At 44.9% G+C, this 26,457-nt stretch carries 26 protein-coding genes; 5 read left to right on the top strand and 21 right to left on the bottom strand.

Annotation, left to right across the window (positions count from 1 at the left end; all coding sequences use genetic code 11):
- Nucleotides 1-54 precede the first annotated feature (54 nt).
- Both CW735_RS10275 and CW735_RS10270 read right to left on the bottom strand, forming a co-directional pair.
- Entirely contained in the window at nt 55-1,017 is a 963-nt protein-coding gene (locus CW735_RS10275) for an MBL fold metallo-hydrolase (RefSeq protein WP_100971965.1), read from the bottom strand.
- Between the two features lie 82 nt (nt 1,018-1,099).
- A complete protein-coding gene (locus CW735_RS10270; protein ID WP_071981191.1) occupies nt 1,100-1,282 on the bottom strand; it encodes a hypothetical protein in 183 nt (60 codons plus the stop codon).
- Between the two features lie 222 nt (nt 1,283-1,504).
- Between CW735_RS10270 and CW735_RS10265 the strand changes: the two genes are divergently transcribed.
- The gene (locus tag CW735_RS10265; RefSeq protein WP_071981190.1) at nt 1,505-2,059 is read left to right on the top strand and encodes an NAD(P)H nitroreductase; all 555 of its coding nucleotides are present in this window, start codon (nt 1,505-1,507) and stop codon (nt 2,057-2,059) included.
- 179 nt (nt 2,060-2,238) lie between these two features.
- Here the strand turns inward: CW735_RS10265 and CW735_RS10260 are convergent, their stop codons facing one another.
- The 4 genes from CW735_RS10260 to CW735_RS10245 form a co-directional block, all read right to left on the bottom strand.
- Entirely contained in the window at nt 2,239-3,081 is an 843-nt protein-coding gene (locus CW735_RS10260; protein ID WP_083595223.1) for a DUF2797 domain-containing protein, read from the bottom strand.
- Nucleotides 3,082-3,092: 11 nt separating this feature from the next.
- Entirely contained in the window at nt 3,093-4,100 is a 1,008-nt protein-coding gene (gene ansA / locus CW735_RS10255; RefSeq protein ID WP_071979147.1) for an asparaginase, read from the bottom strand.
- Nucleotides 4,101-4,426: 326 nt separating this feature from the next.
- Nucleotides 4,427-5,464 (bottom strand): IS110 family transposase, encoded by a 1,038-nt coding sequence (locus tag CW735_RS10250; protein WP_100970721.1) that lies wholly within the window; start codon nt 5,462-5,464, stop codon nt 4,427-4,429.
- A gap of 382 nt (nt 5,465-5,846) precedes the next feature.
- The gene (locus tag CW735_RS10245) at nt 5,847-6,053 is read right to left on the bottom strand and encodes a hypothetical protein (RefSeq protein WP_015068459.1); all 207 of its coding nucleotides are present in this window, start codon (nt 6,051-6,053) and stop codon (nt 5,847-5,849) included.
- Here CW735_RS10245 and CW735_RS10240 point away from each other — a divergent pair, their 5' ends adjacent.
- Nucleotides 6,054-6,392 (top strand): hypothetical protein, encoded by a 339-nt coding sequence (locus CW735_RS10240; protein ID WP_157812680.1) that lies wholly within the window; start codon nt 6,054-6,056, stop codon nt 6,390-6,392.
- A gap of 6 nt (nt 6,393-6,398) precedes the next feature.
- Here CW735_RS10240 and lipA read toward each other — a convergent pair whose 3' ends face one another.
- The 13 genes from lipA to leuS form a co-directional block, all read right to left on the bottom strand.
- On the bottom strand, nt 6,399-7,361 hold the full coding sequence (gene lipA / locus CW735_RS10235; RefSeq protein WP_071979146.1) for a lipoyl synthase: 963 nt from the start codon (nt 7,359-7,361) through the stop codon (nt 6,399-6,401).
- On the bottom strand, nt 7,354-7,938 hold the full coding sequence (lipB, locus tag CW735_RS10230) for a lipoyl(octanoyl) transferase LipB (protein ID WP_232230634.1): 585 nt from the start codon (nt 7,936-7,938) through the stop codon (nt 7,354-7,356). Before lipB ends, lipA begins: the two co-directional genes overlap by 8 nt.
- A gap of 84 nt (nt 7,939-8,022) precedes the next feature.
- Complete coding sequence (gene ybeD, locus CW735_RS10225; RefSeq protein WP_071979144.1) at nt 8,023-8,286, bottom strand: DUF493 family protein YbeD; 264 nt, start codon at nt 8,284-8,286, stop codon at nt 8,023-8,025.
- 89 nt (nt 8,287-8,375) lie between these two features.
- Nucleotides 8,376-9,560 carry a serine hydrolase gene (locus CW735_RS10220; RefSeq protein WP_071981189.1) on the bottom strand — a complete coding sequence of 395 codons (1,185 nt, stop codon included), beginning with the start codon at nt 9,558-9,560 and terminating at the stop codon, nt 8,376-8,378.
- 232 nt (nt 9,561-9,792) lie between these two features.
- Nucleotides 9,793-10,701, bottom strand: coding sequence for a septal ring lytic transglycosylase RlpA family protein (locus tag CW735_RS10215; protein ID WP_232230589.1), 909 nt, complete (start codon nt 10,699-10,701; stop codon nt 9,793-9,795).
- A gap of 41 nt (nt 10,702-10,742) precedes the next feature.
- Nucleotides 10,743-11,858 (bottom strand): rod shape-determining protein RodA, encoded by a 1,116-nt coding sequence (rodA, locus tag CW735_RS10210; protein ID WP_071979142.1) that lies wholly within the window; start codon nt 11,856-11,858, stop codon nt 10,743-10,745.
- Complete coding sequence (gene mrdA / locus CW735_RS10205; RefSeq protein WP_100971961.1) at nt 11,858-13,753, bottom strand: penicillin-binding protein 2; 1,896 nt, start codon at nt 13,751-13,753, stop codon at nt 11,858-11,860. The genes rodA and mrdA overlap by 1 nt, the downstream gene beginning before the upstream one ends.
- A gap of 27 nt (nt 13,754-13,780) precedes the next feature.
- Nucleotides 13,781-14,251 carry a 23S rRNA (pseudouridine(1915)-N(3))-methyltransferase RlmH gene (rlmH, locus tag CW735_RS10200; protein WP_071979140.1) on the bottom strand — a complete coding sequence of 157 codons (471 nt, stop codon included), beginning with the start codon at nt 14,249-14,251 and terminating at the stop codon, nt 13,781-13,783.
- A gap of 94 nt (nt 14,252-14,345) precedes the next feature.
- Entirely contained in the window at nt 14,346-14,663 is a 318-nt protein-coding gene (gene rsfS / locus CW735_RS10195) for a ribosome silencing factor (protein ID WP_071979139.1), read from the bottom strand.
- A 17-nt stretch (nt 14,664-14,680) separates the two neighbouring features.
- Nucleotides 14,681-15,340 (bottom strand): nicotinate (nicotinamide) nucleotide adenylyltransferase, encoded by a 660-nt coding sequence (nadD, locus tag CW735_RS10190; protein ID WP_232230588.1) that lies wholly within the window; start codon nt 15,338-15,340, stop codon nt 14,681-14,683.
- A 2-nt stretch (nt 15,341-15,342) separates the two neighbouring features.
- Nucleotides 15,343-16,371, bottom strand: coding sequence for a DNA polymerase III subunit delta (gene holA, locus CW735_RS10185; protein ID WP_071979138.1), 1,029 nt, complete (start codon nt 16,369-16,371; stop codon nt 15,343-15,345).
- A gap of 16 nt (nt 16,372-16,387) precedes the next feature.
- Complete coding sequence (locus CW735_RS10180; protein WP_071979137.1) at nt 16,388-16,912, bottom strand: LPS-assembly lipoprotein LptE; 525 nt, start codon at nt 16,910-16,912, stop codon at nt 16,388-16,390.
- 14 nt (nt 16,913-16,926) lie between these two features.
- Nucleotides 16,927-19,530 (bottom strand): leucine--tRNA ligase, encoded by a 2,604-nt coding sequence (leuS, locus tag CW735_RS10175; RefSeq protein ID WP_071979136.1) that lies wholly within the window; start codon nt 19,528-19,530, stop codon nt 16,927-16,929.
- A gap of 484 nt (nt 19,531-20,014) precedes the next feature.
- Here leuS and CW735_RS10170 point away from each other — a divergent pair, with 484 nt between their 5' ends.
- A complete protein-coding gene (locus tag CW735_RS10170) occupies nt 20,015-22,411 on the top strand; it encodes a Lon protease family protein (RefSeq protein WP_071979135.1) in 2,397 nt (798 codons plus the stop codon).
- 56 nt (nt 22,412-22,467) lie between these two features.
- Here the strand turns inward: CW735_RS10170 and CW735_RS10165 are convergent, their stop codons facing one another.
- The gene (locus CW735_RS10165; protein WP_100971959.1) at nt 22,468-23,244 is read right to left on the bottom strand and encodes an SDR family NAD(P)-dependent oxidoreductase; all 777 of its coding nucleotides are present in this window, start codon (nt 23,242-23,244) and stop codon (nt 22,468-22,470) included.
- A 103-nt stretch (nt 23,245-23,347) separates the two neighbouring features.
- A complete protein-coding gene (gene yhbY / locus CW735_RS10160) occupies nt 23,348-23,641 on the bottom strand; it encodes a ribosome assembly RNA-binding protein YhbY (RefSeq protein WP_071979133.1) in 294 nt (97 codons plus the stop codon).
- 95 nt (nt 23,642-23,736) lie between these two features.
- Here yhbY and rlmE point away from each other — a divergent pair, with 95 nt between their 5' ends.
- Nucleotides 23,737-24,366 (top strand): 23S rRNA (uridine(2552)-2'-O)-methyltransferase RlmE, encoded by a 630-nt coding sequence (rlmE, locus tag CW735_RS10155; RefSeq protein ID WP_071979132.1) that lies wholly within the window; start codon nt 23,737-23,739, stop codon nt 24,364-24,366.
- Between the two features lie 101 nt (nt 24,367-24,467).
- Nucleotides 24,468-26,414 carry an ATP-dependent zinc metalloprotease FtsH gene (gene ftsH / locus CW735_RS10150; RefSeq protein ID WP_071979131.1) on the top strand — a complete coding sequence of 649 codons (1,947 nt, stop codon included), beginning with the start codon at nt 24,468-24,470 and terminating at the stop codon, nt 26,412-26,414.
- Nucleotides 26,415-26,457 lie beyond the last annotated feature (43 nt).

The raw sequence follows: 26,457 nt of genomic DNA, 5'->3' as shown, positions 1-26,457 counted from the left end.
CTCGTCTGGGTTTCTTACATTCATAAGGGCTTTGTTGCAACCTACACACTCATTTTATTCAAACGAAGATAACTTCTCTTCGACGCTCTCTCTAAGTTCGCTGTCTATATAGTCATTAAGTCTTTTGTTGCCGACTACCAAAGGGTTTGGTTTGCGACTTGGTTGTTTGCGTAATAAATCCATATTTTTTATCAAGTCCTTTGAAAAAGGATGGTTCGAAAGTGTTACGTCGGCTTGTCTTTCATTAACGACTTTCTGAAAGTAGTTTAGCGAACTTAAGTAACTTTGATTCGCTTTTTTTGTATCAGGCAGGCCAGTACCACCCCATAAAGCCACCGTATGAGGCTCACCATTGTTTGTGACCTCCATAATTAACGACATTCCTCCCGGTGTATGATCCGGTGTAGCGAGTATTGTTAAAGTAGTGTCTCCGAATACCATTGTCTGTCCATCGGAAACGGAAGTGTATGATGTTGGAGAAGGGATTTCTGTCGATAAATTACCGAAGGGGTCTGTCAACACTGGGGCTTCTGGGTCGTGAATGTAGCTCCATTCTTCATCGCGCATCAAAATTTCAGCGCCATACTTGTTTTCAAAGTAATGGGCTCCCCCATAGTGATCGCTATGACCATGAGTAATAATCACGTATTTAATTTCTTCAGGGGTCAGGCCGAGCTTTTTTATACCTGGCACGATTACGTTTTCTGCATCATGGGGAGTCCACATGGTGTCAATGAGAACAATACCCTGTGAGGTGTCTATGACGAAAGTGCCAACGCTGACATATCCGACGAAATATAGATTATTGAATAACTGAGTAGGCTCAATAACCGACGTATTGAATAAGTCGCTATTGATAAGTGATGACGGTAATTTGTTTAAGCGGGCCTTGACGGTTTCTCTACTTAAATTTGCCACAGTCTCATTGGTTGCAGATGAACAACCCACTATAAGACTTACAGACAATGCCAGTACCAACAATGGTAGGGAGCATGACCCTGTCACTATTTTTTTCATGTTTTCATCCTTGCTGTTTTGGATATGTGTGTAGCGTTTTGATTGAATTTTATGATGATATTACAAGCCTAAGCGGTGAGTGTTATTTTCTATCATCACTTTTCAGCCATTTTGAGATAAGCAGCGCTATTCGTTTGTGATCGTTTTCACTAAGTTGCATAAGCAGCTTACCTGATGAAGGCTTGTATCGCGTTTTGGCCTGACCCTTTGCCATCATGCGAGAAAGAGTAGAAGACTGTGGTTTTGTGTTTTTTGGCTTGTTCACCGGCATATCCTCTCTTTTCACACTATTTTATATTTCAACATTCTATTACGATACAGCGAGATTTACAGGTCAATACGCCCTAGGTAAAACGAATAACAATCTGGTCTTTTATAAACGTCATCCGTAGTATGACCATAAGATTTTAAGAAATGAAAATGCCGATGAGCCAATAGGCTACTAAGCTAATTCTCATTAATGGTATTTGAAGAAGGAGGCCCAAAAGTGGATGCATTAACGTTACTACTCAATCGAAGTTCTCAACCGCGCCTAAAGGAGCCTGCACCTAGCGGTGAAGCTCTGGAAAATATCATGCAAGCAGCACTGCGTGCACCAGACCATGCTTGTCTCACTCCATGGCGGTTTGTTGTGTGTCAGGGTAAAGGATTAGATAAGCTTGGTTCGCTTTTTGAACAATCTGCAATAGAAAACGATAAAAGCCAAAAAGAGATAGATAGGGCACCGCAACTTCCACTGCGTGCGCCTATGGTGATTGTTGCTATTGCACAATACAAAGAGCATGAAAAAGTGCCACGGGTTGAGCAAATTGCTTCAGCGAGTTGTGGCGTTATGGCTATGCAAATGGCTGCGGTAGCGCAAGGTTTTAACGGAATGTGGCGCACAGGTAGCTATGCACAATGTCCAATAGTGAAAGACGGGTTAGGCATGGCTGAAGAAGATGAACTGGTTGGTTTTTTATATCTTGGTACGCCTGCTTTTGAACCCGCTTCTAAGCCAGAAAGGGACACGAGTGCGTATTTCGAGCACTGGAACTCATAAGCCGACCGCTACTAAGAACGCGTTTATCTTTGCCTCAAAAAGGTACCGCTAGTGGCAACACGCTTTAGTCCTCAAGCGTTTTTGTGAAGTAGGGTTCAGCAGATTGTAATCTGAAATAGGGCGCACAAGAGTGCGCCTATTGTTTTGAAAATAACTGCTTTCTAAGGCTCAGCTGTAGGTTAAAGCACCTGAAGAGTGACATTGTAGCCAGCAAACTTGCGAATATTAATCACTCGGTCGCCGTCTAACATCCAATACTGCCCTTTAATTCCCTGCAAAACGCCAGAAAAGTCTGGTGTTTTATCAAGGTTAATAGACTTTATTTTGTCAGGGTATGTCTCTACGGGAAAATTGATGTGATGAACTTTTGATTCCACTTCTGATACTGCTTGAAGGCCTTTTTCCTGCTGAATCTCAGCAAGCTCCGCAGATATTTTCTCCATAAGTTCGTGTTTTACATCAATCAGATTAACGTCTTCAGGTTTGCCTTTCAGCATAGTTCGCCAATTCGTTTTGTCACCGATATGCTTCTTGCACAGGGTCTCTACTAATCCGCTGGTAAGCCTGTCTGGCACACGAAGCATGACAGTAGCTTGGGTTGCGCCCTGATCCATCCACCGAGGAGAAATGGTATCGCTAACCTGTCGCGTTATACCTACCTTAACGTTGCCTGTATTGGCCAGATAAACAAAGTGTTCATTAAAGCAGTGAGCTTCTCCCCATTCTGGCTCTCTGCATGTCCCCTCGTGATAATGACATTTTTCAGGCTTGATTATACAACTGTCGCACTGTGCAAGTGAAATAAGGCATGGGTAACAATAACCCTGATTAAAGCTTTTCTTGGTTTTTCGATTGCAGTGAACGCAGTGAATGTCATTACTGAACGACAGAGTAATCTCACGACCAATGAGAGCATTAACGTCCACAGCGCTCTCTCCGATGGGAAGCTCGTAGCAAACTTCATTATTTTCGTTAGCGTGTGTACGCATTTTTCGCAATGCACCTGAATAACTTTGTGTCAAAACTTCAACCCTTATTCGCTGAGTTCACCGCGTAAATTAGCGGTGAGCAATAAATTTATTTGTTCAAATGAAAGATCTTTACTAAGCAGGTAATGCAATTTTGCTAGCGCGGCCTCTGGTGTCATATCGCTGCCCGATAACACGCCGACCTCTTGTAAGCCATGGCCCGTTGCATATCCGCCCATATTTACACGTCCTCGTAAGCACTGAGTACAGTTAACCACGGGGATCTCTCTCGACTTAGCATATTGTAACTGTTCTATAAGCTTTGGATTTTGCGGGGCGTTACCCACGCCATAACTGAGAAGTATTAGCGCGTTGACCGGTTGTTGCAACGTATTTTTGATCACTTCAGACGCAATACCGGGATATAGGCTTACCATACCAATGGGTTGGGCAGTCACGTTAGACACTGTGAGCTTGCCTTCAGAATGTTTGGTTAACTCGCCCGCCTTTAATCTAATATTGATCCCTGCCTCTAGCAAAGGTGGAAAGTTAGGTGAGTCAAACGCGTTAAATCCGTCAGCATCAACTTTGCGGCTGCGATTTCCCCGCAATAGGCGATTGTTGAAAAACAAACCGACTTCTGCAATGGGATAGTTTGCTGCAATGAACAGTGAGTTCAACAAATTTACCTGTCCATCAGAACGCAACTCCGCCAGAGGTATTTGAGACCCAGTTACAATAACTGGTTTTGAAAGGTCCTCCAGCATAAAACTTAGGGCTGAGGCGGTATACGCCATGGTGTCTGTGCCATGAAGGATGATAAAGCCATCGTAATCATCGTAGTTATTAGCGATATCGTCGGCAATCCGCTGCCAATCGGAGGGATCCATATCCGACGAGTCGATTAGATTATCGTACTCATGAATGGTAAAAAGTGGCATTTCGCTGCGATTAAACTCGGGCATTTTAGCCAGCGTTTCGGTTAAAAAACCTGCTGCTGGCACATAGCCTTGATTAGACGGCTTCATACCGATAGTGCCGCCCGTGTAGGCGATATAAATATGTTTACGCATTGCTGACCTTATATCTGATAAGGTTAAGATTTGAGAGGCATTCTAGCAGTCGCATCAATTTTGTCACTGCTTAAACATCGAGTAGGGTGAGGCTTGCGCCTCATCCCTCTTATATGGACTCCCTGAAGTAATCAACATCTTTTGAAAAATTAGTAGTAGATGCGCTCTTATATACGGGCTTTAAATGGAGAGCTACTCCTGCCCTTCGATGTATACGCACCAACAGTTCAATTCTCACACACAGTGTTTAGTCACTTGAGAGGACTGGCTGAATTCTGCTGGTTGGTCTTACCATTTATTTTCGCAATTTGTTGATTTACTAACTCTTAGGCTGCTAACAGTATCGGATTGTAATCGTCATTATTCTTTATTAGAGCAACAGCGGTTCTCACCGTTTTATTTGCTAACGCGATGGCAGCAACCTTCTTTCCCCTTCGGTCAACTAACGCCTTCAGCCACTGCTCTTTCACAGTCTTAGGCTCTCTGGATACTGCTTTATTCACTACCGACATTGCTCCCTGATAGAGCAAACTTCGCAATCTTTTATCTGCACAGTTTTTAGAAATATGTCCCAATCGCTCTTTACCGCCGGTCGAATGCTGCTTCGGTGTCAAACCTATGCATGCTGATGCATCCCGGCCTGTATTGAACTCTGTCGCATTTCCCAATCGAACGGTTAACCCCAAAGCAATCAAAGGGCCTACGCCTTCGAGTTTACTTAATTTCTGGCAAACAGGATTATGCCGCGTGTGTTCTGCTATGAGCCTGTCATAACTTTCTATTTGAGTCGTATAGAGTTGTAACATTTGTGACTGCGCAGCCAAAGCCTGACGATAATTCATCGGCAAGCCGTTTTCTGCATCTTCTAAAATGTCAGGCAGCGCAGTGACTAAATGATTTAACCCCTTTGCTATCACAATCCCGAATTCCGTCAACAGTCCTCGTATCTGGTTTGCCAACGCCGTCCTTTGCTCCAACTGCAGCATTCGCACCCGCTCCAGGGCCTGAAGACCCTGTTCATCTTCCTCCATGATGCCACAAGAGTTTATATGAGGTAATTGAGCCGCAATACCGATAGCGTAGGCGTCATTTTTATCTGTTTTTTGCTTTAATTGCAGCCCTTTTACTGCGCGAGGATGAATGATTTTTACTTGATGACCATGCCGCCTCGCTAAACGCGCCCAGTAATTCGAGCCACCACAGGCTTCCATTGCCACTAACGCTGACACATGGTTTCCCAGAAGTGCTATCAATGCTTTACGACTCATTGCTTTGTTATAATCAATTTTTCCGTCACTGTTGAACTTGCAAACCTGAAAGGAATGCTTTGCAAGGTCAATTGCAATAATTGTATTCTTAATCATGTATGGACCCCTTTGGCTAATTTGACAATTAAGACCGTACCCCTTTCAGGGAAGGGAGTCCATACATCTCACAGAACCGTACGTACGGGCCTCGTATACGGCTCCTGCATACTTCATATCACTTGCTAAGTGACACAATGCTAATTTGCAATCTAGTATCGTGCGCCCTATGGACATCGTTCATTTTCTAACATTGTGGTAACTTTCATTGCAGGGTTTGGCGTTCTAGCACTGAGGCAATCTACCAAATTTGACTACAATTACTTCCCATATACGGCCTGTCTCACCAGACATCACTATTCCTAGCGCACCGATTCGACTTGTCCCGCTGATCTGGCGGCTTGTGTATCAATGATAAAAAAACTCACAACTCATCAGAGTCTTAAAGTCTGCTTCCCCCCTTCGCAATCCATTTAAGCTTTTGGCTAAAATAGATCCTATCAAACACAATGCTGATAGTCGGCTTGGTTTTACCCTCCACACCATTACTGGCTTTCATCGGCCTAGCCTTACTCACTACTACGGGTTCATCTGCCACCTCACACTCGCAACATTCTTGGATCACTCCTTGAACGATACGTCCAACCATTTGATTGGATCCAATGCCAGGCTTCCCCAGTTACTGCACTGGCTCCCTGTTAGAAATTCCACCCTCAAACACAAAACAGGACTGACTGAGTATCGGGCTTCGCGCTATTTTGCACGCTTACCCTCCTGTCTTGCCGAATCAGGTTCACTTGCGTTGTGTACCTCTAACTTCCTATGGCTTCCTTCAGACCCTGCCGTTGGCCAACAACGCCCTTGCCATTCGGATTATCTTCCCCTCAGTCAGGGTGATTCAGGTTTCTTTCAACCTGACGGGTTTGCCAGCTTCGCTGGGCAAACAAAAAAGGCGGCTCGCGTTACGCGGCCGCCTTGTAAAGAATAGCGTGTACTATTTTACTTCTACGCCTGCCGCTTGCTGATCGGCATGATAGCTTGAACGAACCATGGGACCACATGCAGCATGGGTGAAACCAATTTGTTTTGCGTATTCACCTAGGGCATCAAACTCCGTAGGATGAACATAACGCTTAACAGGGAAATGGTGACGACTAGGTTGTAAGTATTGACCCAGTGTAAGCATATCTACGTCATGTGCTCGCAAATCTCTAAGTACGCCTTCAATTTCCTCGTTTTCTTCGCCCATGCCCATCATCAAACCAGACTTGGTTTTTATGTCAGGATGTTGAGCTTTAAACTTTTTAAGTAAATCTAAAGACCACTGATAGTTCGCACCCGGACGGCATTCGCGATAAAGGCGAGGAATGGTTTCAAGGTTGTGATTAAACACGTCAGGAACACCATTTTTAAATATTTCTAGTGCACGGTCCATTCGACCTCGGAAGTCTGGTACTAGCACTTCTATCGTTGTGGTAGGGCTGTGCTCTCGAATAGCATTAATACAGTCTACAAAGTGCTGTGCGCCGCCGTCACGTAAATCGTCGCGGTCAACAGACGTTATCACGACGTAACGAAGATTCATCTCAGCGATAGTTTTCGCTAACTTTTCGGGCTCTTCCGCACTAGGGGGCAATGGCTTTCCGTGAGCAACGTCACAGAATGGACAGCGACGGGTACAGATATCACCCAAAATCATAAAAGTAGCTGTGCCGTGGTTAAAGCACTCTGCTAGGTTAGGGCAGCTCGCTTCTTCACATACCGAGTGCAGGTTGTTTTTTCTCAGCGTTTTCTTTATGTGATCAATCTTATCTGTTGTGCGAGGCAGCTTAATTTTAATCCACTCAGGCTTCCTCAGCATTTCTTCCTTTTCAGTAGGAACAATAGTGACGGGAATATGTTTTACTTTTTCATCATCGCGGAGTTTAACCCCCGCCTTAGGTCGTGCGTTACTCATCAAAACCTTCTTTATATGTTGTTTCCGTAAAGGAAAGCGCATCTAACAATAAGCGTGTTAGCTCATTGCCTGCCAGTTCAAGTGAATCCGGACCGTTAAGTCGCGCGGTATCCGTCATTTCCATGCCCGCGTACCCGCATGGGTTTATGCGCTGAAATGGTGATAAATCCATATTAACATTTAACGCCAGCCCATGAAATGAGCAACCATTACGTATTCTTAAGCCAAGAGAACAAACTTTTTGCTCGTTTACATACACACCCGGTGCATCTGGCTTTGGGTAAGCCACAACATCATATTGGGCTAGTAGGCCAACTACCGCTTCTTCCATAGCGGTTACAAGATGTCTTACCCCTAATTTTCTGCGCTTGATATTAAGCAACAAGTATATCACTTGTTGCCCGGGGCCGTGGTAGGTAACCTGTCCACCTCTGTCAACTTGTACAACAGGGATGTCACCCGGTACGAGTATGTGTTCCGCTTTACCCGCTTGGCCTTGGGTGAAAACTGGGTCGTGCTCAACCAGCCATATTTCATCAATGGTGTCGCTATCGCGATCATCGGTAAAGCGCTGCATTGCCTGCCATATAGGCTGATAGGGCTGACGGCCTAGCTGTCGAATAATGACCTCGCCAGCGGCAGACTTTTCTTGGTTATTCACTTACAGTACAACTCTGACCAACTCAAGCTTTGCAAGCTCAGTGTAAATGGTTTCCATATGCTCTTTGCTGGTGACTCTCACACTTATCGACACCGAGTGATAATTACCCTTACTACTCGGTTTAATAGCGGGAACATAATCACCAGGAGCATGCTCTTGCAAGCATGTAATAACTTGCTGAGGAAGTTCCTCATGAGCGACGCCCATCACCTTGAAGGTTTGGTGAGTTGGAAAATCTAATAGTTCGTCGAAACGGGTATCCATGCGATATTCTCGGTATGTTGAATCTTTAAAAAAAACGGCCAGATTGTAACAAATCTGGCCGCTTCATAACTAGGGATTAACGCAAATATTTATTCGTCGTTAAATCCAATTTGAAGCATTATGTAATCTTTTAGGCGGTTAAACATACTGCCTTCATTCACTTCTTGAAGGGTTACCAACGGGTAGCTTGCCACGTCTTCACCGTCGAGCTGTAAGTACAGCTTGCCAACAACTTGTCCTTTCGCCAGCGGAGCCTCAAGCTTCTTATCCAGCTCAAAGTTGGCTTCAAGGTTTTCAGTTTGCCCTCGTGGGATGGTAATGGGGGTGGATTGATTAATTCCAAGGTCTACGGTTTCTCTGTCACCCATGTAAATTCTGTGAGCAACAAAGCTTTGTCCCGCTTGGTAGGGCGTCACCGTTTCAAAGAAGCGGAAGCCGTACTTAAGTAGCTTTTTATTTTCTACTTTACGCGCGCGTTCGCTGTCTGTACCCATTACTACTGAAATAAGACGCATATCACCTTGTTCAGCTGAGGTAATTAAGCTGTAGCCAGCGTCTGAAGTATGGCCAGTTTTAATACCATCTACGTTTAGGCTCTTGTCCCACAGTAAGCTATTACGGTTGTATTGCTTAATACCGTTAAATGTAAATTCCTTTTCACTATATATCGCATACATTTCAGGAGTTTCTGCAATAAGCGCTCTTGAAAGCACAGCCATGTCGCGAGGTGTTGTGTAATGGTTTGGGTCGTGCAGCCCGTGAGCGTTTACCCAGTTAGAACCAGACATACCTAACGCTTGAGAGTGTGCGTTCATCATGCTGGCGAAGGCAGATTCAGAGCCCGCAACGTGTTCAGCCATTGCAACACAAGCGTCGTTACCCGATTGGACAACAATACCGCGAAGCAGATCGCTTACAGAAACTTGTGTTCCTACTTCAATAAACATCTTCGAAGAGTCGGGGAATTTTTTCGCCCAGGCGTTTTCAGAAATAGTGACTTCATCATCAAGGCTGATATTGCCCGCTTGTAATTCCTTACCAATAACATAGATAGTCATGATTTTGGTTAAGCTTGCCGGTGCAAGCTGCATGTCTGCATTTTTTTCTGCAATAACATGACCTGTTTCAAAGTCTGTGAGTAGAAAACCTTCGGCAGCTACCGTGGGAGCGGGAGGTATGACAACCGCGGCATGCGCAACATGAAAAAATACGCCAAGCAGTAAAAAGGCAAATGAAAGTGGAAGCGCTTTTGCGCGTGTAATTATTTTGAGCATGGTTTTATTTTCTTTTACCAAGTTATATCCGAGTGAGTTTACAGCTACTCTTAGACCGACGTTACCGACGCTAAGACTACCCATTCTATAGCGAATAGTCATTGTACTTTAAGATTACAATAGTGACGAAGTCTATCGTAAGGCTGCATTTAGGACTAGGGTTTACCAAAAAAGTTTCGATTAAAGTAGAACTTACAGGACGAATCACAGGCTCATAAGTGTAAACACTTCATTAATGTGGTTGTTTTACTGCATAAGCATTAGGGTAACCATTTTGCTTAAGCTGCCGAAGCACGTCTTCGAGAGTTTTTTCATCTTCTACAGGGCCTAGCTGCAGTTTATATACATTGTTACTGCTAGGAAGGTGAGCAGGTAATTGATAAAGCGCCGAAAGAACATGGGATATTGATTTTGCTTTTTCAGCATTGGAAAGTGCCGCTACTTGAATAAAAGTGCCGTGATTTCTTTCATTGGTGTTTTGAGAAGTGGTGGTGTTGACAGCAGGCGAGTTGTTCGTAGTTGTGCTAGCTATTGTTTCGTTAAAATCTTCGCTACTGTCCATGTCTTCAATAGCGTTAGATGCTACCGCAATGCCTAAATACTCGTCATAGCTTACCGTAGGGCTACTGCCAACGGTAACGTTATTGTCTTCATCGAAATGAATGACTTCCAACTTCACTTTCGCCGTACCCTTGCTGTGATAGCCCAGTTTTACTGCAGCAGCGTAAGACAAATCTATTATTCTATTATCGTGAAATGGGCCGCGATCGTTTACGCGAACAACCGCCTGTTTGTTATTTTCTAAGTTTGTCACCCTCACAAACGAAGGCAAGGGCAGAGTTTTATGTGCCGCGCTCATGGCGAACATGTTGTAGGTTTCACCATTGGACGTAAGGTGGCCGTGAAACTTTTGCCCATACCAACTGGCATACCCTGTGGCTTCATAGCCTTTTCCTGTGCGCATGGGCGTATAACGCTTGCCTAATACTTCGTATGGTCTGTGATTGAAAGATCTGTATGCCTCATATTTAGGCACAGCATCTAGCGTCTCGGGAACTTTTGCCACATGTTTGGGGGCTGAGTCTTGAGATTGTGAATAGCGACCAGAGGGCGTTTGCTGGCAGCCCGACACTACAAGCATTGCGAGACACATGCAGAAAAAAGTGTTGCCAGAAAAGCCAGTCATCGAGAAATCAACCGTTTTTGAGTTGCAATTGACATTAGAATGCCGAAACCCGCCATCAATGTCACCATAGAAGTCCCCCCATAGCTTACAAGCGGTAGAGGCACTCCTACCACGGGTAACAAGCCTGACACCATTCCCATATTCACAAAAACATAAACAAAGAAGGTTAGGGTAATACTACCGCCAAGCAATTTAGAAAAAGCGTCTTGGGCTCGGCTAGAGATAATTAGACCACGCATAATTATATACAGATAAATCGCTAATAAAACGATGACTCCCGTGAGTCCAAACTCCTCACTGAACACTGAAAATATAAAATCGGTGTGACGTTCGGGTAGAAACTCGAGCTGCGACTGGGTGCCTTGTAGCCAGCCTTTTCCATCAACTCCGCCAGAACCTATCGCTATTTGAGATTGAATAATGTGATAGCCAGAACCAAGGGGATCGCTCTCTGGGTTTAAAAACGTAAGTACGCGCTGTTTTTGATAATCCTTCATTAGGAAGAACCACATAATAGGGGCGAATGCGCCAACGAGCGCACCTACCAGTGAGATAAGTTTCCAACTCATACCGGCAAGAAAAATGGCAAAAACCCCTGAGCTTGCAATTAACAGCGACGTTCCCAAATCGGGCTGTTTCGCAATCAAAACCGTTGGCACAACCACCATAATAAATCCCAAAGCGATGTGGTGTGTACGGGGTGGCAACGTAAATTTGCTGATGTACCAGGCTACCATCATAGGCACAGCCAGCTTCATCAGTTCCGAGGGTTGAAATCGGATGAAACCTAAATCAAGCCAGCGCTGAGCTCCCTTGCCCATATCGCCAAAAAGCAATACTGCAACCAGCATAAGTAGCCCGCCGACAAAAGCGATAGGGGAAAGGCGCCGATAAAACCCGGGAGGCAGCTGTGCAAGTACCGCCATAACAACAAAGCTAACGGCTAAGCGGGTAAATTGGCGCTGCATCTGGCCTATATCTTGTCCAGAGGCCGAGTAAAGGGTTACCAAGCCCACGCCGCTTAGTACCAGTAGACCCAGCAGAAGCCAGCCATCAATATGAACTCGCTGAAGAAAGCTTATTTTATCCGGTGTGATGGCGGTTCTTTTCATTATTCTTCGCTCTCACTGTCTACATTAGCGGTTTCAAAAGTGCGACCCCGAAAATAAAAGTCCATAAGCTTACGAGCAACAGGAGCAGCATTTGAACTACCACCACCTGCGTTTTCCAGTACTACTGTTATTGAAATTTCTGGATTATCAAACGGGGCAAAACCGACATAGAGTGCATTGTCGCGCAGCCTTTCATCAACTTCATCTTCGTCGTATTTTTCGTCTTGAGCTACCGTAAAGAGTTGGGCAGTACCTGTTTTACCCGCAGACTCATAGGGCGTATCGGCAAAAGCAAAGCGAGCTGTTCCTTCTTCGCCGTGCACAACGTCGTGCATGGCATTTAAGACGATGTCGAGATTTTTAGGATCGTTTATTTGAATAGGCCGAGACGTTTTCAGTGGAATAAGATCATCAACTCCGTTGGACTCTTTGTAGCCGCGAATAATTTGAGGAATATAGCGCTCTCCTCTATTCACCAGGGTATTAATTGAGTGCGTTAATTGAATAGGTGTTGCTGTCCAAAAGCTTTGCCCAATACCTACTGGAATGGTATCACCAATGTACCAAGGTTGATTAAATCGAGCCCGTTTCCAGCCTCTACTTGGCATATTCGCGTTTGATTCTTCGTACAAGTCTATACCTGTGTAGTCGCCAAAACCAAACTCCTGCATTGCCTCACTGATTTTGTCGATACCCAAGTTGTAGGCAAGGTCGTAATAGTAAATATCGCAAGACACTTCGATAGCTTTTGCAATATCTACTTCACCGTGTCCCCAACGCTTCCAGTCTCTCCAAACATGGGAAACATTAGGCAAGCGGTAACGCCCATTGTCTTTAATAGAGTAATCTTCTGTTACCACACCGTCTTCAAGACCTAGTAGGGCAAGGTGAGGCTTTACGGTGGATGCGGGAGAGTATTGACCTTGAGTGGCACGGTTTATCAATGGTCGGTCGGGCGAATTTAATAGCGCTGAATAATTTTTACTGCTAATGCCGTGAACAAATAGGTTGGGGTCGTAGCTAGGATTTGAATAAAGGGCTAGCACGCCGCCGGTTTTAACTTCTGTAATAACCACTGCGCCTCGAGTGTCTTCAAGAATGCGCTGGGCCTCCTGCTGTAACGAAAGGTCTATATTAAGAACAATATCTTTTCCAGGTGTGGGAGGGTCTACGTTAAGCACACGAATAATACGGCCCTGATTATTCACTTCTACTTGTTGATAACCCACAGTGCCGTGCAGCGTTTCTTCGTGATATTTCTCAATGCCTAACTTACCGATATCGTATGTGGCGGCGTAATTATCTTCTTGCCCAGCTTCTACCAGTTTCTGTAAGTCCCGCTTATTAATTCGCGCTACGTATCCAAGCACATGAGTTAAGGTTTCTTTATAAGGGTAGTGGCGGGCTAGGCGAGCTTCAATCTGCACCCCTTTGAACTTGTGCTTACTGGCTGAAAAGGTGGCTACTTCTTTTTCAGACAGTTCCGTTCTCAAAACAACGGGTTTAAAGCGCCGGGTTCCCTTCAAATTAGACTCAAAGCGAGTGAGTTCTTCTTCGGTAATCGCCATCAGGGAGGTAAGTCTGGCAAGTGTGTCCTCTATGTCATCGACCTTTTCAGGGATGACTTCTAGGCTGAATACGGGACGATTCTCCGCCAACAACACGCCGTTTCTGTCGTAAATAAGACCGCGGTTCGGTGCAACCGGCAATACTTTAATACGGTTGCCGTTAGAGCGGGTTTGGTAGTCGTCGTGTTGGGTAACCTGAAGAGAATACAAATTGTTTAATACAATGCCTAGCATGGCAGTAACAATAATGAAGGAAATGGTGGCGCGACGAGCAAATAAATTCGCTTCCGCGGTGTGGTCGCGAATAGCCTGGCGCTTGCGGTGCATTGACTTCCTTTGCATTAGATGTGACTTCTACTCTCTGTGATAAGGATGATTTTGCGTAACCGACCACGCTCGATAAACGCTTTCAACCAGTATAATTCGCACTAATGGGTGAGGGAGTGTGAGCGCAGAGAGTGACCATTTTTGTTCAGAGGCTTCAATGCAAGAAGGCGCAAGTCCCTCAGGGCCGCCAATGAGTAAGCTGACGTCTCTGCCATCCATTTTCCAGTTGTCTAATTTTTTGGCTAGCGTGGGGGTATCCCAAGGCTTGCCGGTTACCTCAAGAGTGACAATGCGGTTTCCTTTGGGAATAGCTGCCAACATTTGTTCACCCTCTTTATCTAGAATGCGTTTAATGTCAGCATTTTTCCCGCGCTTTCCCGCAGGTATTTCGGTTATGTTTACCGGCATGTCGCTTGGGAATCGACGAATAAATTCATCGACCCCAGCAGATACCCACGAGGGCATCTTTGTTCCCACAGCAACAATTTGAATTCTCAACGTACTGTCCTTGATTGATGCTGTGCATTACTCAAAAGCATACTCACGGAGTTAACCATTTATAAAGTGGCTCTTCGTTTGGTGAAGTGGTGATTTAAGCCCAAAGCTTTTCAAGTTGGTAAAAGTCGCGAGTTTCATCCTGCATTACATGCAAAATAACATCGCCGAAATCTACCAAAACCCACTCTCCAGAGTCTTTACCATCAACATTGCCTGGCGCATGGCCTGCGTTTTTTGCTTCAACCATCACGTTTTCTGCAATCGAAGAAACGTGTCGCTTTGAATTACCAGAGCAAATGATCATGGTATCTGTAATGGTCGACTTACCTCGAACATCGAGTTCAATGATATCACGGCCTTTCATATCGTCTATTTTGTCTTTAACAAACTGCTTAAGTTGTAGACTCTCCAAGTGTTTTCCTCTTGTGTTTATTCGCTGTATAACTGGTTGTCATTGATGTATTCAATAACGTTACGGGGTACCCAGCTTTCAATAGTATCAGGAGCGGCATGGTCTAGCGTATCTGCATTTTCACTTGCTATTTCATTACGCAATTGCGTGGAAGAAATTGTTTTAAGTGGCGTATTTAACAGTAAAACGTGACCACTTTTACGCTGATGTAACCGTTCGATGTCTTGTATGGCGTTTCGCTTGAGCCACTTGGCTATTGCCGGTGGCGGGGAAAATGTTTCACTGTCTCGCCTCATTACAATAAGGTGGCAATAGGTAAGCAAGCTTTCCCACTCATACCATTTATCGAGATTATACAGTGAATCTGCTCCAATGAGAAAACAGATTGTATCATCGTGCTTTGAATTTAATGCACGCAGCGTTTTCACTGTATAAGAGGGAGAAGGCAGTGAGAGTTCTATGAGTTCGGCACGCAAGCGAGAGTGGGTATCGCAACACCGATGTATCATATTTACCCTGTGGGTTTCAGAAACACTTACCGACTTATGAGGAGCTAGTTTACAGGGCATCAAATCTACATGTTCTACACCCAATAAATCTGCGGCATACAGCGCTGGAGTAATGTGCCCGTAGTGAGGAGGATTAAATGTGCCCCCTAGAATAACTCTCAATGCCACGGCTAACTGTCCAGTAGCGGAATGTTTGTTAAGTTAACGCCCATAAACATCATGCATAAATGACAAAGCTTAACGTAAGGGCGAGATATAACCTGCTGCTTAAAAGCAAGGTCTGCCTGAGATAAAGCGTGTTGAATGTCTTCAAGTTGCTTTAACGAAAGACGCTGCAGTGCGGCTTGATACATACCTTGCCTATTGCGCCAGATGCCAAATTTTTGCCACTGAATTGGCTGGCCCTGCTGTTCTGCGTTCTTTAAATTCCAAAGCTGTTCCCATTCTCGAATGAGTGCCCAAATGATAATGTTAGGCTCTAGGCCTTCGCTTTCTAGACGGTAAAGCATTTTTATACAGCGAGTGCTTTCTCCGTTAAGCATGACATCAACGAGTTGAAACGCATTGTAACGAGACTGATCAACCATTGCCCGCTCTAGCTGCTCGTCGCTAATGGTTTGTTGAGGATGAAGTAACGCCAGCTTATCAATTTCTTGTTTTGCTGCCAAAAGGTTTCCCTCGCAAAAGTCAGCAATGATTTTTGCCCCAGTAGCCGATACCGATAGCTGATGAGAAGAAAGCTGTTGGTTAATCCATGCGTTTAGCTGGCGGCCCTCAAGGGGGTAACACAAGGTTGATGCCCCCAGCTCATCGAGCACTTTAAACCACTTTCCACGCTGAACATCTTTTCCAATTTTGGGACCATGAATTAATAGCAGCATGTCTGGGTTGAGTTTGGCAGCTACCTCTTGAAGCATTTTACTTCCTTCGGTACCGGGCTTACCAGTGGGGAGCTCGAGCTCTATAAATTGCTGGCTAGAAAATAAAGACATACTTTGGGTGGCTTCTAGCAGCTGGTTCCAAGAGAACCCAGTTTCAGCCACTAATGTGGTTCTTTCATCAAATCCCTTCGCTTTTGCGTGACGTCTGATTTGTTCTATGACATCAAACTTTTGCTGAGGTTCGTCGCCAAAAACGAGGTAACAAGGACGCAATCCTTTCTGGATATCTTGGTGAAATTGATTGGGATAAATTTGCATGAAGGTTATGCGACGCCTATTCGCTTTCGTCTAGCGCGGCAACAGCCTGGCTAGATAAACGTCTAATAATAATATCTGCCGCTTCCGCTCGCATCTCATCAAGCATTAGATCGAGTTCTCGTGACTTCGCAAGAACCTGGTCGGGGTCATCTTGATAATCTCGCACCACCTCAAACTGAGCCATCAACGGCTGTTTATTGGGAAACGAGACTCTGTAACGCACCACATAAATTAAGTCGTATTCTGCAACCTGACCTGAAGGGTAGACCGACAACAATTGACGGTCTAGTTTTTCGGGCAGTAAGTAAATATTAATATTTTCGCTTGTTTGTTTAGCATCTTCGCCAGACGCCGATGCCAAGCCATAAATATTCAATCTACTGTCAAGCGCTCGCGCCAAAGGCGCGTGCGCTCTGGCACTTTCTATCACTACAGTATTTACATTTTCAGGTAGGCTTGGTGCCCCTCGCAAATGAAAACCGCAGTTGCTAAGGACGCCTACAAGCGTTGCTATACCAATAACTTTTAAAAGTGCATTCATTATTTCATTGTCGCCTAGTTCGCTACAATATTGACAAGTTTACCTGGCACCACAATGACTTTGCGAATGGTTTTGCCTTCGATAAACTGTTGCACATTCGCTTGCGCCAATGCCTGTGCCTCAACCTCGTCTTTACTCGCATCGGCAGCAACCGTCATTTTAGCGCGTACTTTTCCGTTTACCTGAACAATAATGAGCTTTTCGTCTTCGACTAGCGCATCTTTATCTACTGCAGGCCAAGGCGCCACATCAATATCTTCGCTGTGGCCCAGAACTTTCCACAACTCGTGAGCGATATGCGGCGTAATAGGGTTAAGCAATAGCAATACAGATTCCACGGCTTCGCGCATATTAGCGATGTCTTGCGCACTTTCTTGCGGGGCCTTTTGTAAGTGATTTAGCAGCTCCATAATTGCCGCTACTGCTGTATTGAACGTTTGGCGGCGGCCTAAATCATCGGTAACCTTTTGGATCGTTTTGTGCACTTCACGGCGAAGCGCTTGCTGTTCTTTCGAAAGAGATTTTACATCAAGCTTTACTGCATCGCCTTTTTCTACGTGCTCAGTAACCAGTTTCCAAATTCGACGAAGGAAGCGGTTTGCACCTTCAACACCAGAATCAACCCACTCTAGTGTTTGCTCGGGTGGCGCAGCAAACATAGTAAATAGTCGTACTGTATCGGCGCCATACTGGTCGATAACTTCTTGCGGGTCGATACCGTTGTTTTTCGACTTCGACATTTTCGTCATGCCGCCGTGGGTTACCGGGGTATTGTCGCTAGTAAGCCAAGCGTTAACAATACGGCCTTTTTCATCTTTTTCGGTGGTGACTTCTGTTGGCGAATACCAGGTTTTCTTACCTTTCTCGTCTTCACGATAATAAGAATCTGCCAAAACCATTCCTTGACATAATAAACGCTTGAACGGTTCATCAGAGTCTACCAAACCTTCATCACGTAACAATTTGTGGAAGAAACGAGAGTAAAGTAGGTGCAAGATAGCGTGTTCAATACCACCAATATATTGGTCGACAGGCAGCCAGTAGTTAGCGGCTTTCGGATCTAGCATAGCGTCGGGATTTGTTGCGCTTGTGTATCGAGCGTAGTACCACGACGACTCCATAAAGGTATCGAAGGTGTCTGTTTCTCTTAATGCAGGTTCTCCTTTGTAAGTGGTTTTCGCCCACTCAGGGTCTGCTTTAATCGGAGAAATCACGCCATCCATTTCTACGTCTTCAGGTAACTCAACCGGAAGTTGGTCTGAGGGTACAGGCGCAGATTCACCGTTTTCCAATTTGAGCATAGGAATAGGTGTGCCCCAGTAACGCTGGCGACTAACGCCCCAGTCACGAAGTCGATAGTTGACCTTTCGCTGGCCACAACCTTTAACCTCAAGTGCTTCGGCAATACCATTGAATGCTGCGTCAAAATCAAGGCCGTTAAATTTATCGGAATTAATTAAGCTACCTTTTTCTGTGTATGCAGCTTTTGATAGGTCGCATTTATCTTCGTCACCGGCTTTTGCGGCAATAACTTGTTGAATAGGCAGATTGTATTTTGTAGCAAATTCCCAGTCGCGCTGATCGTGCCCAGGTACCGCCATAACCGCGCCAGAGCCGTATTCCATAAGAACAAAGTTGGCAATCCAAATAGGCAGTTTCTCGCCCGTAAGTGGATGAATAACTTCTAAGCCGGTGGCACAGCCTTTTTTGTCCATGGTGGCCATTTCAGCTTCGGCAACCTTAGTATTTTTGCACTCGTCAATAAACTGAGCGATATCAGGGTTAGATTGCGCAGCAAATTCTGCAAGCGGGTGCTGTGCTGCTACTGCCACGTACGTCACGCCGTAGAAAGTGTCGGGGCGTGTTGTATAAACCGTCAGGTCGGCAATATCGTTTACCGGTGATGCTAAATCAAAGGTAATGTCGACACCTTCAGAACGCCCGATCCAATTAGCTTGCATGGCGCGAACTTGGTCTGGCCACTCTTCCAGTTGTTCAAGGTCGTTAAGCAATTCTTCGGCATAATCGGTAATTTTGATAAACCATTGTGGAATTTCTTTTTGCTCTACCAATGCACCAGAACGCCAGCCTCGACCATCTATCACCTGTTCGTTAGCGAGTACCGTTTGGTCTACTGGATCCCAATTTACCGTTGAGTCTTTCTTATACACTAAGCCTTTTTCATACAAGCGTGTAAAGAACCATTGCTCCCAGCGATAGTAATCGGATTTACAGGTAGTAACTTCACGATCCCAGTCATAACCAAAGCCTAAAGAGCGGAGCTGGGTTTTCATGTAATCGATGTTTTCGTAAGTCCACTTCGCTGGTGCAGTGTTATTGTTTATCGCTGCATTTTCAGCAGGCAGACCAAAGGCGTCCCAACCCATAGGCTGCATAACATTTTTGCCCTGCATGCGCTGATAGCGGCTGATTACATCACCGATAGTGTAGTTACGCACGTGTCCCATGTGGAGTCGACCACTAGGATAAGGAAACATAGACAGGCAATAAAACTTTTCTTTATCTTCGTTATCGCTTGCCTTGAAAGATTGATTGTCTTCCCAGTATTGCTGAACACGTTGTTCTATATCTTTTGGGTTGTACTGATTATCGGCCATGAAACTTAGGCTTCCGCATTTAGAGTTAAAACGTTTATATTTGGGTCATCTGCTCGTGTCGATAGAATCAAAACCATCACGCACGAATAAAAAAATAACCGATTGAACATATATATAGCCTTATAGAATACCCCAGCGTTAAGCCATGCCTCAATAGCTTAACACTTAACTTGGCGATATTTATTGCTGCTTGCACGAAAAGTGAGCATTTATGCATAGGTTAATGCTTTACAAAGAGGGGAGACCTTCCTTGTCGCTTGAATGATTTCACATCACGGCTGAGCGCTTTGTTGGGATGATAGTTATTACGCTATTCGATATGCATGATAAGTGGTGCAATATTAAAAACAAAATATACCGTACCCTTACAAACGTGGTTGTTTGTTGTGCAATTGTTAGTATAAAACCGCTTTATTGAAGATAAGGGTTTGACACTAATGTTAATAAGGGTTTCACTTAGGAAAAGTAACGAATATAGAACAACATGTCTGTAGACAGTAAATCATTTGCGTTAGATGTAGACGCCTTATCACCTACCATAAACCGCCGCGCAATCAACAGTGCCTTAAAAGATGAGGAAGCGCTCAATGCAACTTTTATAGGGCAAGAGCGTGCGCGTGAAGCGCTTACCTTTGGGTTAGGTATAACTACCAAAGGGTACAACCTTTATGTGATGGGCGAGCCTGCTACCGGTCGCTTCTCTTTGGTAAAAGATTATATCGAAAGGCAAGTCGCCCAATCTGTTGCGCCAGACGACTGGTGTTACATCAACAACTTTGATGTGGAACGAGAGCCCGTTGCCCTTAGATTTCCTCCCGGGGGAGGCAAAGCCTTTCAAAAGGATATGGCGAACCTAATCGACGACGTGCTCGACTCATTACCTGTAGCATTTGACAATCCTGGCTATCAGCGCCGTCGCGCCTCTATTCTACGTGACTTCGAGCAGAAGTATGATGCTGCTATTGATGCCGTTGAGCGTTATGCTCTGGCTAATGATGTTGCTCTGTTTGAAGAAGGTGGCTCAATCACGTTTTCACCCATAATCAATGGTAAACCTATTAGTGATAGTGAGTTTTCCACCTTTGATGAAAGTCAGCGAGAACGTTTTTATGTACTTATCGATGAGTTGGAAAACCGTCTTAGTGAGAGTTTACTCGGTCTACCCGCGTGGAAGCGAGAGAACTCGGAGCGTTTACGTGCATTAGATAAAAACACGGCTGAACAGGGCATAAAGCCACTGATTAAAGTGCTCGAGCACAAATATTCATCTCAACTCGGTGTAGTAAAATATTTAAAGCAACTGAGAACCGCACTGGTGGACGCTATTTTAGTGATTCACAGTGAAGAGCAAAAAGAAGAAAAGACAGAGGACTTTGATAAAAAAGTATTCCTCGAAGAACAGTTTTTACCTAACGTGCTTGTTTCCAACAGGCTTGACGATTCTGCTCCCGTAATTTATGAGCCAAATCCTACCTATCAAAATTTGTTCGGTAAAATTGAATATACCAACATTCACGGCAGTGTATTCACTAACTACAGAATGATTCAGCCGGGCGCGCTGCACCGTGCAAACGGTGGGTATTTACTACTAGATGTGGACCAGCTTATAGAACAGCCCTATGTGTGGGATACCTTAAAATTAGCCATCAAGTCTATGCGTTTACGAATGGACCTACCGCAACAAGACGTGGGTATGGTTAACAATATTACGTTAAATCCGCAGCCTATTGATTTAAGCGTAAAGATTGTATTACTGGGCTCGAGAGACCTTTATTACACCCTGCAAGACTACGATGATGAGTTTGATGAATTATTCCGAGTGCTGGTCGATTTTGATTTAGAAATTCCCGTGACTCGTCAGGCGCTGTTCGATTTTGTTGGTAAAGTACGTGCGCACACACGCGGGCTTGGTCTAGAGGATATTACGGCTAACGCCATGTGCCGGCTAGTCGAATATTCGCTTCGCATGGCTGAGCACAAAGAAAAGCTATCAGCGCATTTTGCCGAAGTGATTGAACTGGTTAACGAGGCTTTTTACTTCTGTCAAAAGAGTAATAGCACTAGCCTAGAGCTTAATCATTTAAAAATTGCATTAAGCGCCAAAAAACGAAGAACGGGCAGGGTAAGCCAGGCGCTTCTTAACGATATAAAGGAAGGCCACGTACTTATCGCAACCGAAGGTAAGGCCGTTGGCAAGGTGAATGGCCTTACCGTACTAGATATTGGTGATACAGCGTTTGGCACACCAGCACGCATTACGGCAACAGTATTCGCCGGCGCTAGCGGTGTAATTGATATTGAGCGGGAAGTAGAATTGGGCCAACCCATTCATTCAAAAGGTGTCATGCTGTTAAATGGTTACTTAGGCAACAAGTATGCCCAGCATTTTCCGTTAACGCTGTCTGCCAATATTGCGCTTGAGCAGTCATATGGCCATATTGATGGCGACAGTGCATCGTTAGGCGAATTGGTCGCGCTTATATCTGCACTTACAGAAATTCCATGCGTTCAAACGCTAGCGATTACCGGCTCAATCAACCAATATGGCGAGGTTCAGGCTGTGGGCGGCGTGAATGAAAAAATTGAGGGTTTTTTCGACCTCTGCCAATACCGCGGCTTTACGGGAACTCAAGGTGTCATCATTCCAAAGTCCAATGCTATTAATTTAGTGTTAGATAGCACTGTAATAGAGGCAGTCAAAAAAGGTCTATTTCACATCTATACCGTTGAAACTGTTGATGACGCACTCACTATATTGATGGAACAAGAAGCGGGTAAGATAAGTTCTAAGGGGCGTTACCCTAAAAACTCTATTAACTATCACGCAGTAAATCGATTGTATAACCTTGCGTTAATTGTAAGCGGTGGTGATGGAGAATAAAAAAAGGGAGTCAATGCTCCCTTTTCATTACGGTGTTTAATTTACCTACCAATTTATTACTTTGGCGGCATACGCAGGCCGCCATCTAAGCGGATGGTTTCGCCGTTAAGGTAAGTGTTGTTTGCCATATGAACAACAAGCTTGCCGAATTCCTCAGGTAGGCCTAGGCGTTTAGGAAATTGAACGTTAGCAGACAGAGCTTCTTGTACTTTTTCAGGCATGGCTAGCAGCATAGGCGTTCCCATCACTCCTGGTGCTATCGTATTCACCCGAATTCCAAGTGGGGCTAAGTCACGTGCCATTGGAAGGGTAAGCCCGATAATGCCGCCTTTACTGGCCGCGTAAGCAGTTTGGCCAATTTGACCCTCATAGCCCGCTACCGAAGCGGTATTGATAATAAGGCCGCGTTCGCCCTCATCGTTTATAGGCGATTGTTTTGCCATGGTGGCAGCAACCAATCCGGCTACGTTAAAGCTGCCTACCAGGTTTATGTCAATGGTGGTTTGAAAGTCGCCTAATGGCGCTGGGTTTGCTTCTCTATCAAGCAAACGTTTCGCAGGTGCGATGCCGGCACAGTTAACCACAAGAGAGATAGCGCCGAAAGTATCTGTTGTGGCGTCGATCGCCGCTTGAACTTGTGCTTCATCGCGCACATCCACTTTCGTAAAAAGGGTTTTGTCTTTACCTAGCTCTTCTACGCGCTTGGCACCTTGTTCTTCGTTTAAGTCGAAAAGGCTGACCTTTGCACCTGCTTCGCGAAGCGCAATAGCGGTAGCGTGACCAAGACCCGAGCATCCGCCCGTAACAATTGCAGTAAGGTTAGTTAGCAACATGGAGTTCCCGTTAATCTGGTTATTTTCATAATATTAACGAGATGTTAACGGTATTTGATGGTAAAAACTATGGTGTCAGAGTGGACTGACACCAAAAGCGTCTTTATTTTGGCAACTGAATTTTACAGTCTTCACTAGGACGGTAAATAATAAGTGTATGACCAATTACCTGAAGTTTTTCCGCATTTGTTTCGCGTACAATGGCATCCATAATCAGCGATTTTTCTTCGCGATCTTCAGAAGGAACCTTAACTTTGATCAATTCGTGGTGATTTAGTGCATTGTCAATCTCTGCGACAACGCCCTCGGTGAGACCATTCGCGCCTAGCTGCACTATTGGCTTAAGTGGGTGGGCTAGACCTTTAAGGAATTGTTTCTGTTTATTTGAAAGTTTCATTTAATAAATATTCTTACAATTAATCTGTTAGTTTATGCTTGAAATAACGTATTCTAACGCCATCTACTCTACAATCCTAATAACATTGTAATTGAATGACAAAAAAGAAACACTCCGCCAGCAGTAAACGTTGGCTAAAAGAACATTTCGACGACCATTATGTGCAGAAAGCACAAAAAGATGGTTGGCGCTCTCGTGCCATTTATAAACTCGAAGAGATTCAAAAGAAAGACAAACTGATTAAGCCTGGTATGACCCTTGTTGATCTTGGCGCTGCGCCCGGTGGTTGGTCTCAGCTTTCAGCAAAGCTATTAGGGGATAGCGGTCAGGTTATCGCCTGCGATATTTTGCCCATGGATTCTATCGTGGGCGTAGACTTTCTGCAGGGTGATTTCCGTGAAGAAGAAGTTTTACACGCACTTTTGAACAGAATCGGTGGGAACACCGTAGATATAGTATTGTCGGATATGGCACCTAATCTTGCTGGTAATTCGGCAGTTGACCAGTCTCGTTCCATGTATCTTTGCGAACTTGCGCTGGACATGTGTCATCAAGTGCTGAAACCCGGTGGCTCGTTTGTCATTAAGGTGTTTCAGGGTGAAGGTTTTGTTGAGTTTATGAATGCACTTAAGCAATCTTTTACCACGATAAAAACGCGTAAGCCTGACTCGTCGAGATCACGTTCTCGTGAGGTGTATTTGGTGGCTTGTGGGTATAAAGTGTAGTACGCTTTATTGTAAGCGATTTTAGTTGCGAATTGTGTTGTGTGCAGAACAATCAAGTTGTTCACTTTCACACCGGTTCGGATTTATAGAGGTTAGTAGCATTGAGCGACATGGCAAAAAATTTAATCTTATGGTTGGTTATCGCCGTTGTATTGATGTCGGTTTTCCAGAGCTTTTCACCGAGTGAAACTGCTCGTTCACAAACTGACTACACAACATTCCTAAGAGAAGCGGAGCAGGGCAATATCCGTGAAGTTCGTATCAATAATGATGGCGAAATTCGCGGGACTAAACGCTCTGGCGAATCTTTTCAAACCTTCGTACCTTACTTCGATGACAAACTAGTTTCGGACCTAGTTAAAAACGATGTAAGGGTTTATGGTGAACCGCCTGAGGAGCAATCACTTCTCGCATCGATTTTCATATCGTGGTTCCCAATGTTACTGCTTATTGGGGTGTGGATTTTCTTCATGCGTCAAATGCAAGGCGGCGGCGGTAAAGGCGCCATGTCGTTTGGCAAGAGCAAGGCGCGCTTATTGGGCGAAGACCAAATAAAGACTACGTTTGCTGACGTTGCTGGCTGCGACGAAGCAAAAGAAGACGTGTCTGAATTGGTTGATTTCCTCCGCGACCCATCTAAGTTCCAAAAGCTTGGCGGTAAAATTCCTAAAGGCGTGTTAATGGTAGGTCCACCGGGAACGGGTAAAACGCTGTTAGCAAAAGCCATCGCTGGTGAAGCAAAAGTGCCATTCTTCAGTATCTCGGGCTCTGATTTCGTGGAAATGTTTGTGGGTGTAGGTGCGTCTCGAGTTCGAGATATGTTCGAGCAAGCAAAGAAAACCGCACCGTGCATCATCTTCATTGACGAGATTGACGCGGTTGGCCGCAAGCGTGGCGCAGGCCTAGGCGGTGGTCATGATGAGCGTGAGCAAACTCTTAACCAGATGCTAGTTGAAATGGATGGCTTTGAAGGTCATGAAGGGATCATCGTTATTGCGGCAACTAACCGCCCAGACGTACTTGACCCTGCATTACTTCGCCCAGGTCGTTTTGACCGTCAGGTTATCGTTGGTCTTCCAGACATCCGTGGTAGAGAGCAAATTCTTAAAGTGCATATGCGCAAGGTACCAATTGCAGACAACGTTGAAGCATCACTAATTGCTCGAGGCACTCCTGGTTTCTCAGGTGCCGACCTAGCAAACTTAGTTAACGAAGCGGCACTATTTGCAGCTCGTGGTAACAAGCGTCTTGTTGCAATGGAAGAGTTTGAGAAAGCGAAAGACAAAATCATGATGGGCTCTGAGCGCAAGTCAATGGTGATGTCTGAGTCTGAAAAAGAAATGACGGCATATCATGAAGCAGGTCACGCTATCGTTGGTCGCCTGGTGCCAGAACACGATCCGGTATATAAGGTATCTATCATACCTCGTGGACGTGCCCTCGGTGTGACCATGTATTTGCCTGAAAAGGATAGAGTGAGTCACTCTAAACAGCACCTAGAAAGTATGATTTCGAGCCTGTTTGGTGGTCGAATTGCAGAGCAGATAATTTATGGCGATGACAAAGTGACTACTGGTGCATCAAACGATATTGAGCGTGCTACTGATATTGCTCGTAAAATGGTAACGCAATGGGGACTATCTACGAAGATGGGACCAATGTTGTACGCAGAAGAAGAAGGCGAAGTATTCCTTGGTAATTCAATGTCGAGAGCGTCAAGTATGTCTGATGATACGGCTCGTGCTATCGATGCAGAAATCAAGTCACTTATCGACCGCAATTACGAAAGAGCGCAGCAAATTCTAGAAGACAACAAAGATATTCTTCACACGATGAAAGACGCGCTGATGAAGTATGAAACTATCGATGCTAAGCAGATTGATGATTTGATGAACCGTACGGAAGTGCGTCCTCCCGCAGACTGGGACGACAGCAAGCCATCGGGTGGTGATAAGCCAAGTGGCGGTTCGCCTGTGAAGGAAGGCGAAATTAAAAACGATGGCGTTGACAAGCCATCGGTTGGAAAACCCGGTGACATTCCAAGTTAAGGCTTGAGGCTAAATTAATTCCTCCTTTAATTTAGCCGCAATG

Source organism: Alteromonas sp. MB-3u-76, assembly GCF_002831605.1.
In the GTDB taxonomy this organism is placed as follows: Bacteria; Pseudomonadota; Gammaproteobacteria; order Enterobacterales; family Alteromonadaceae; genus Alteromonas; species Alteromonas hispanica.
This window is presented reverse-complemented; position numbering and strand designations above follow the sequence as displayed.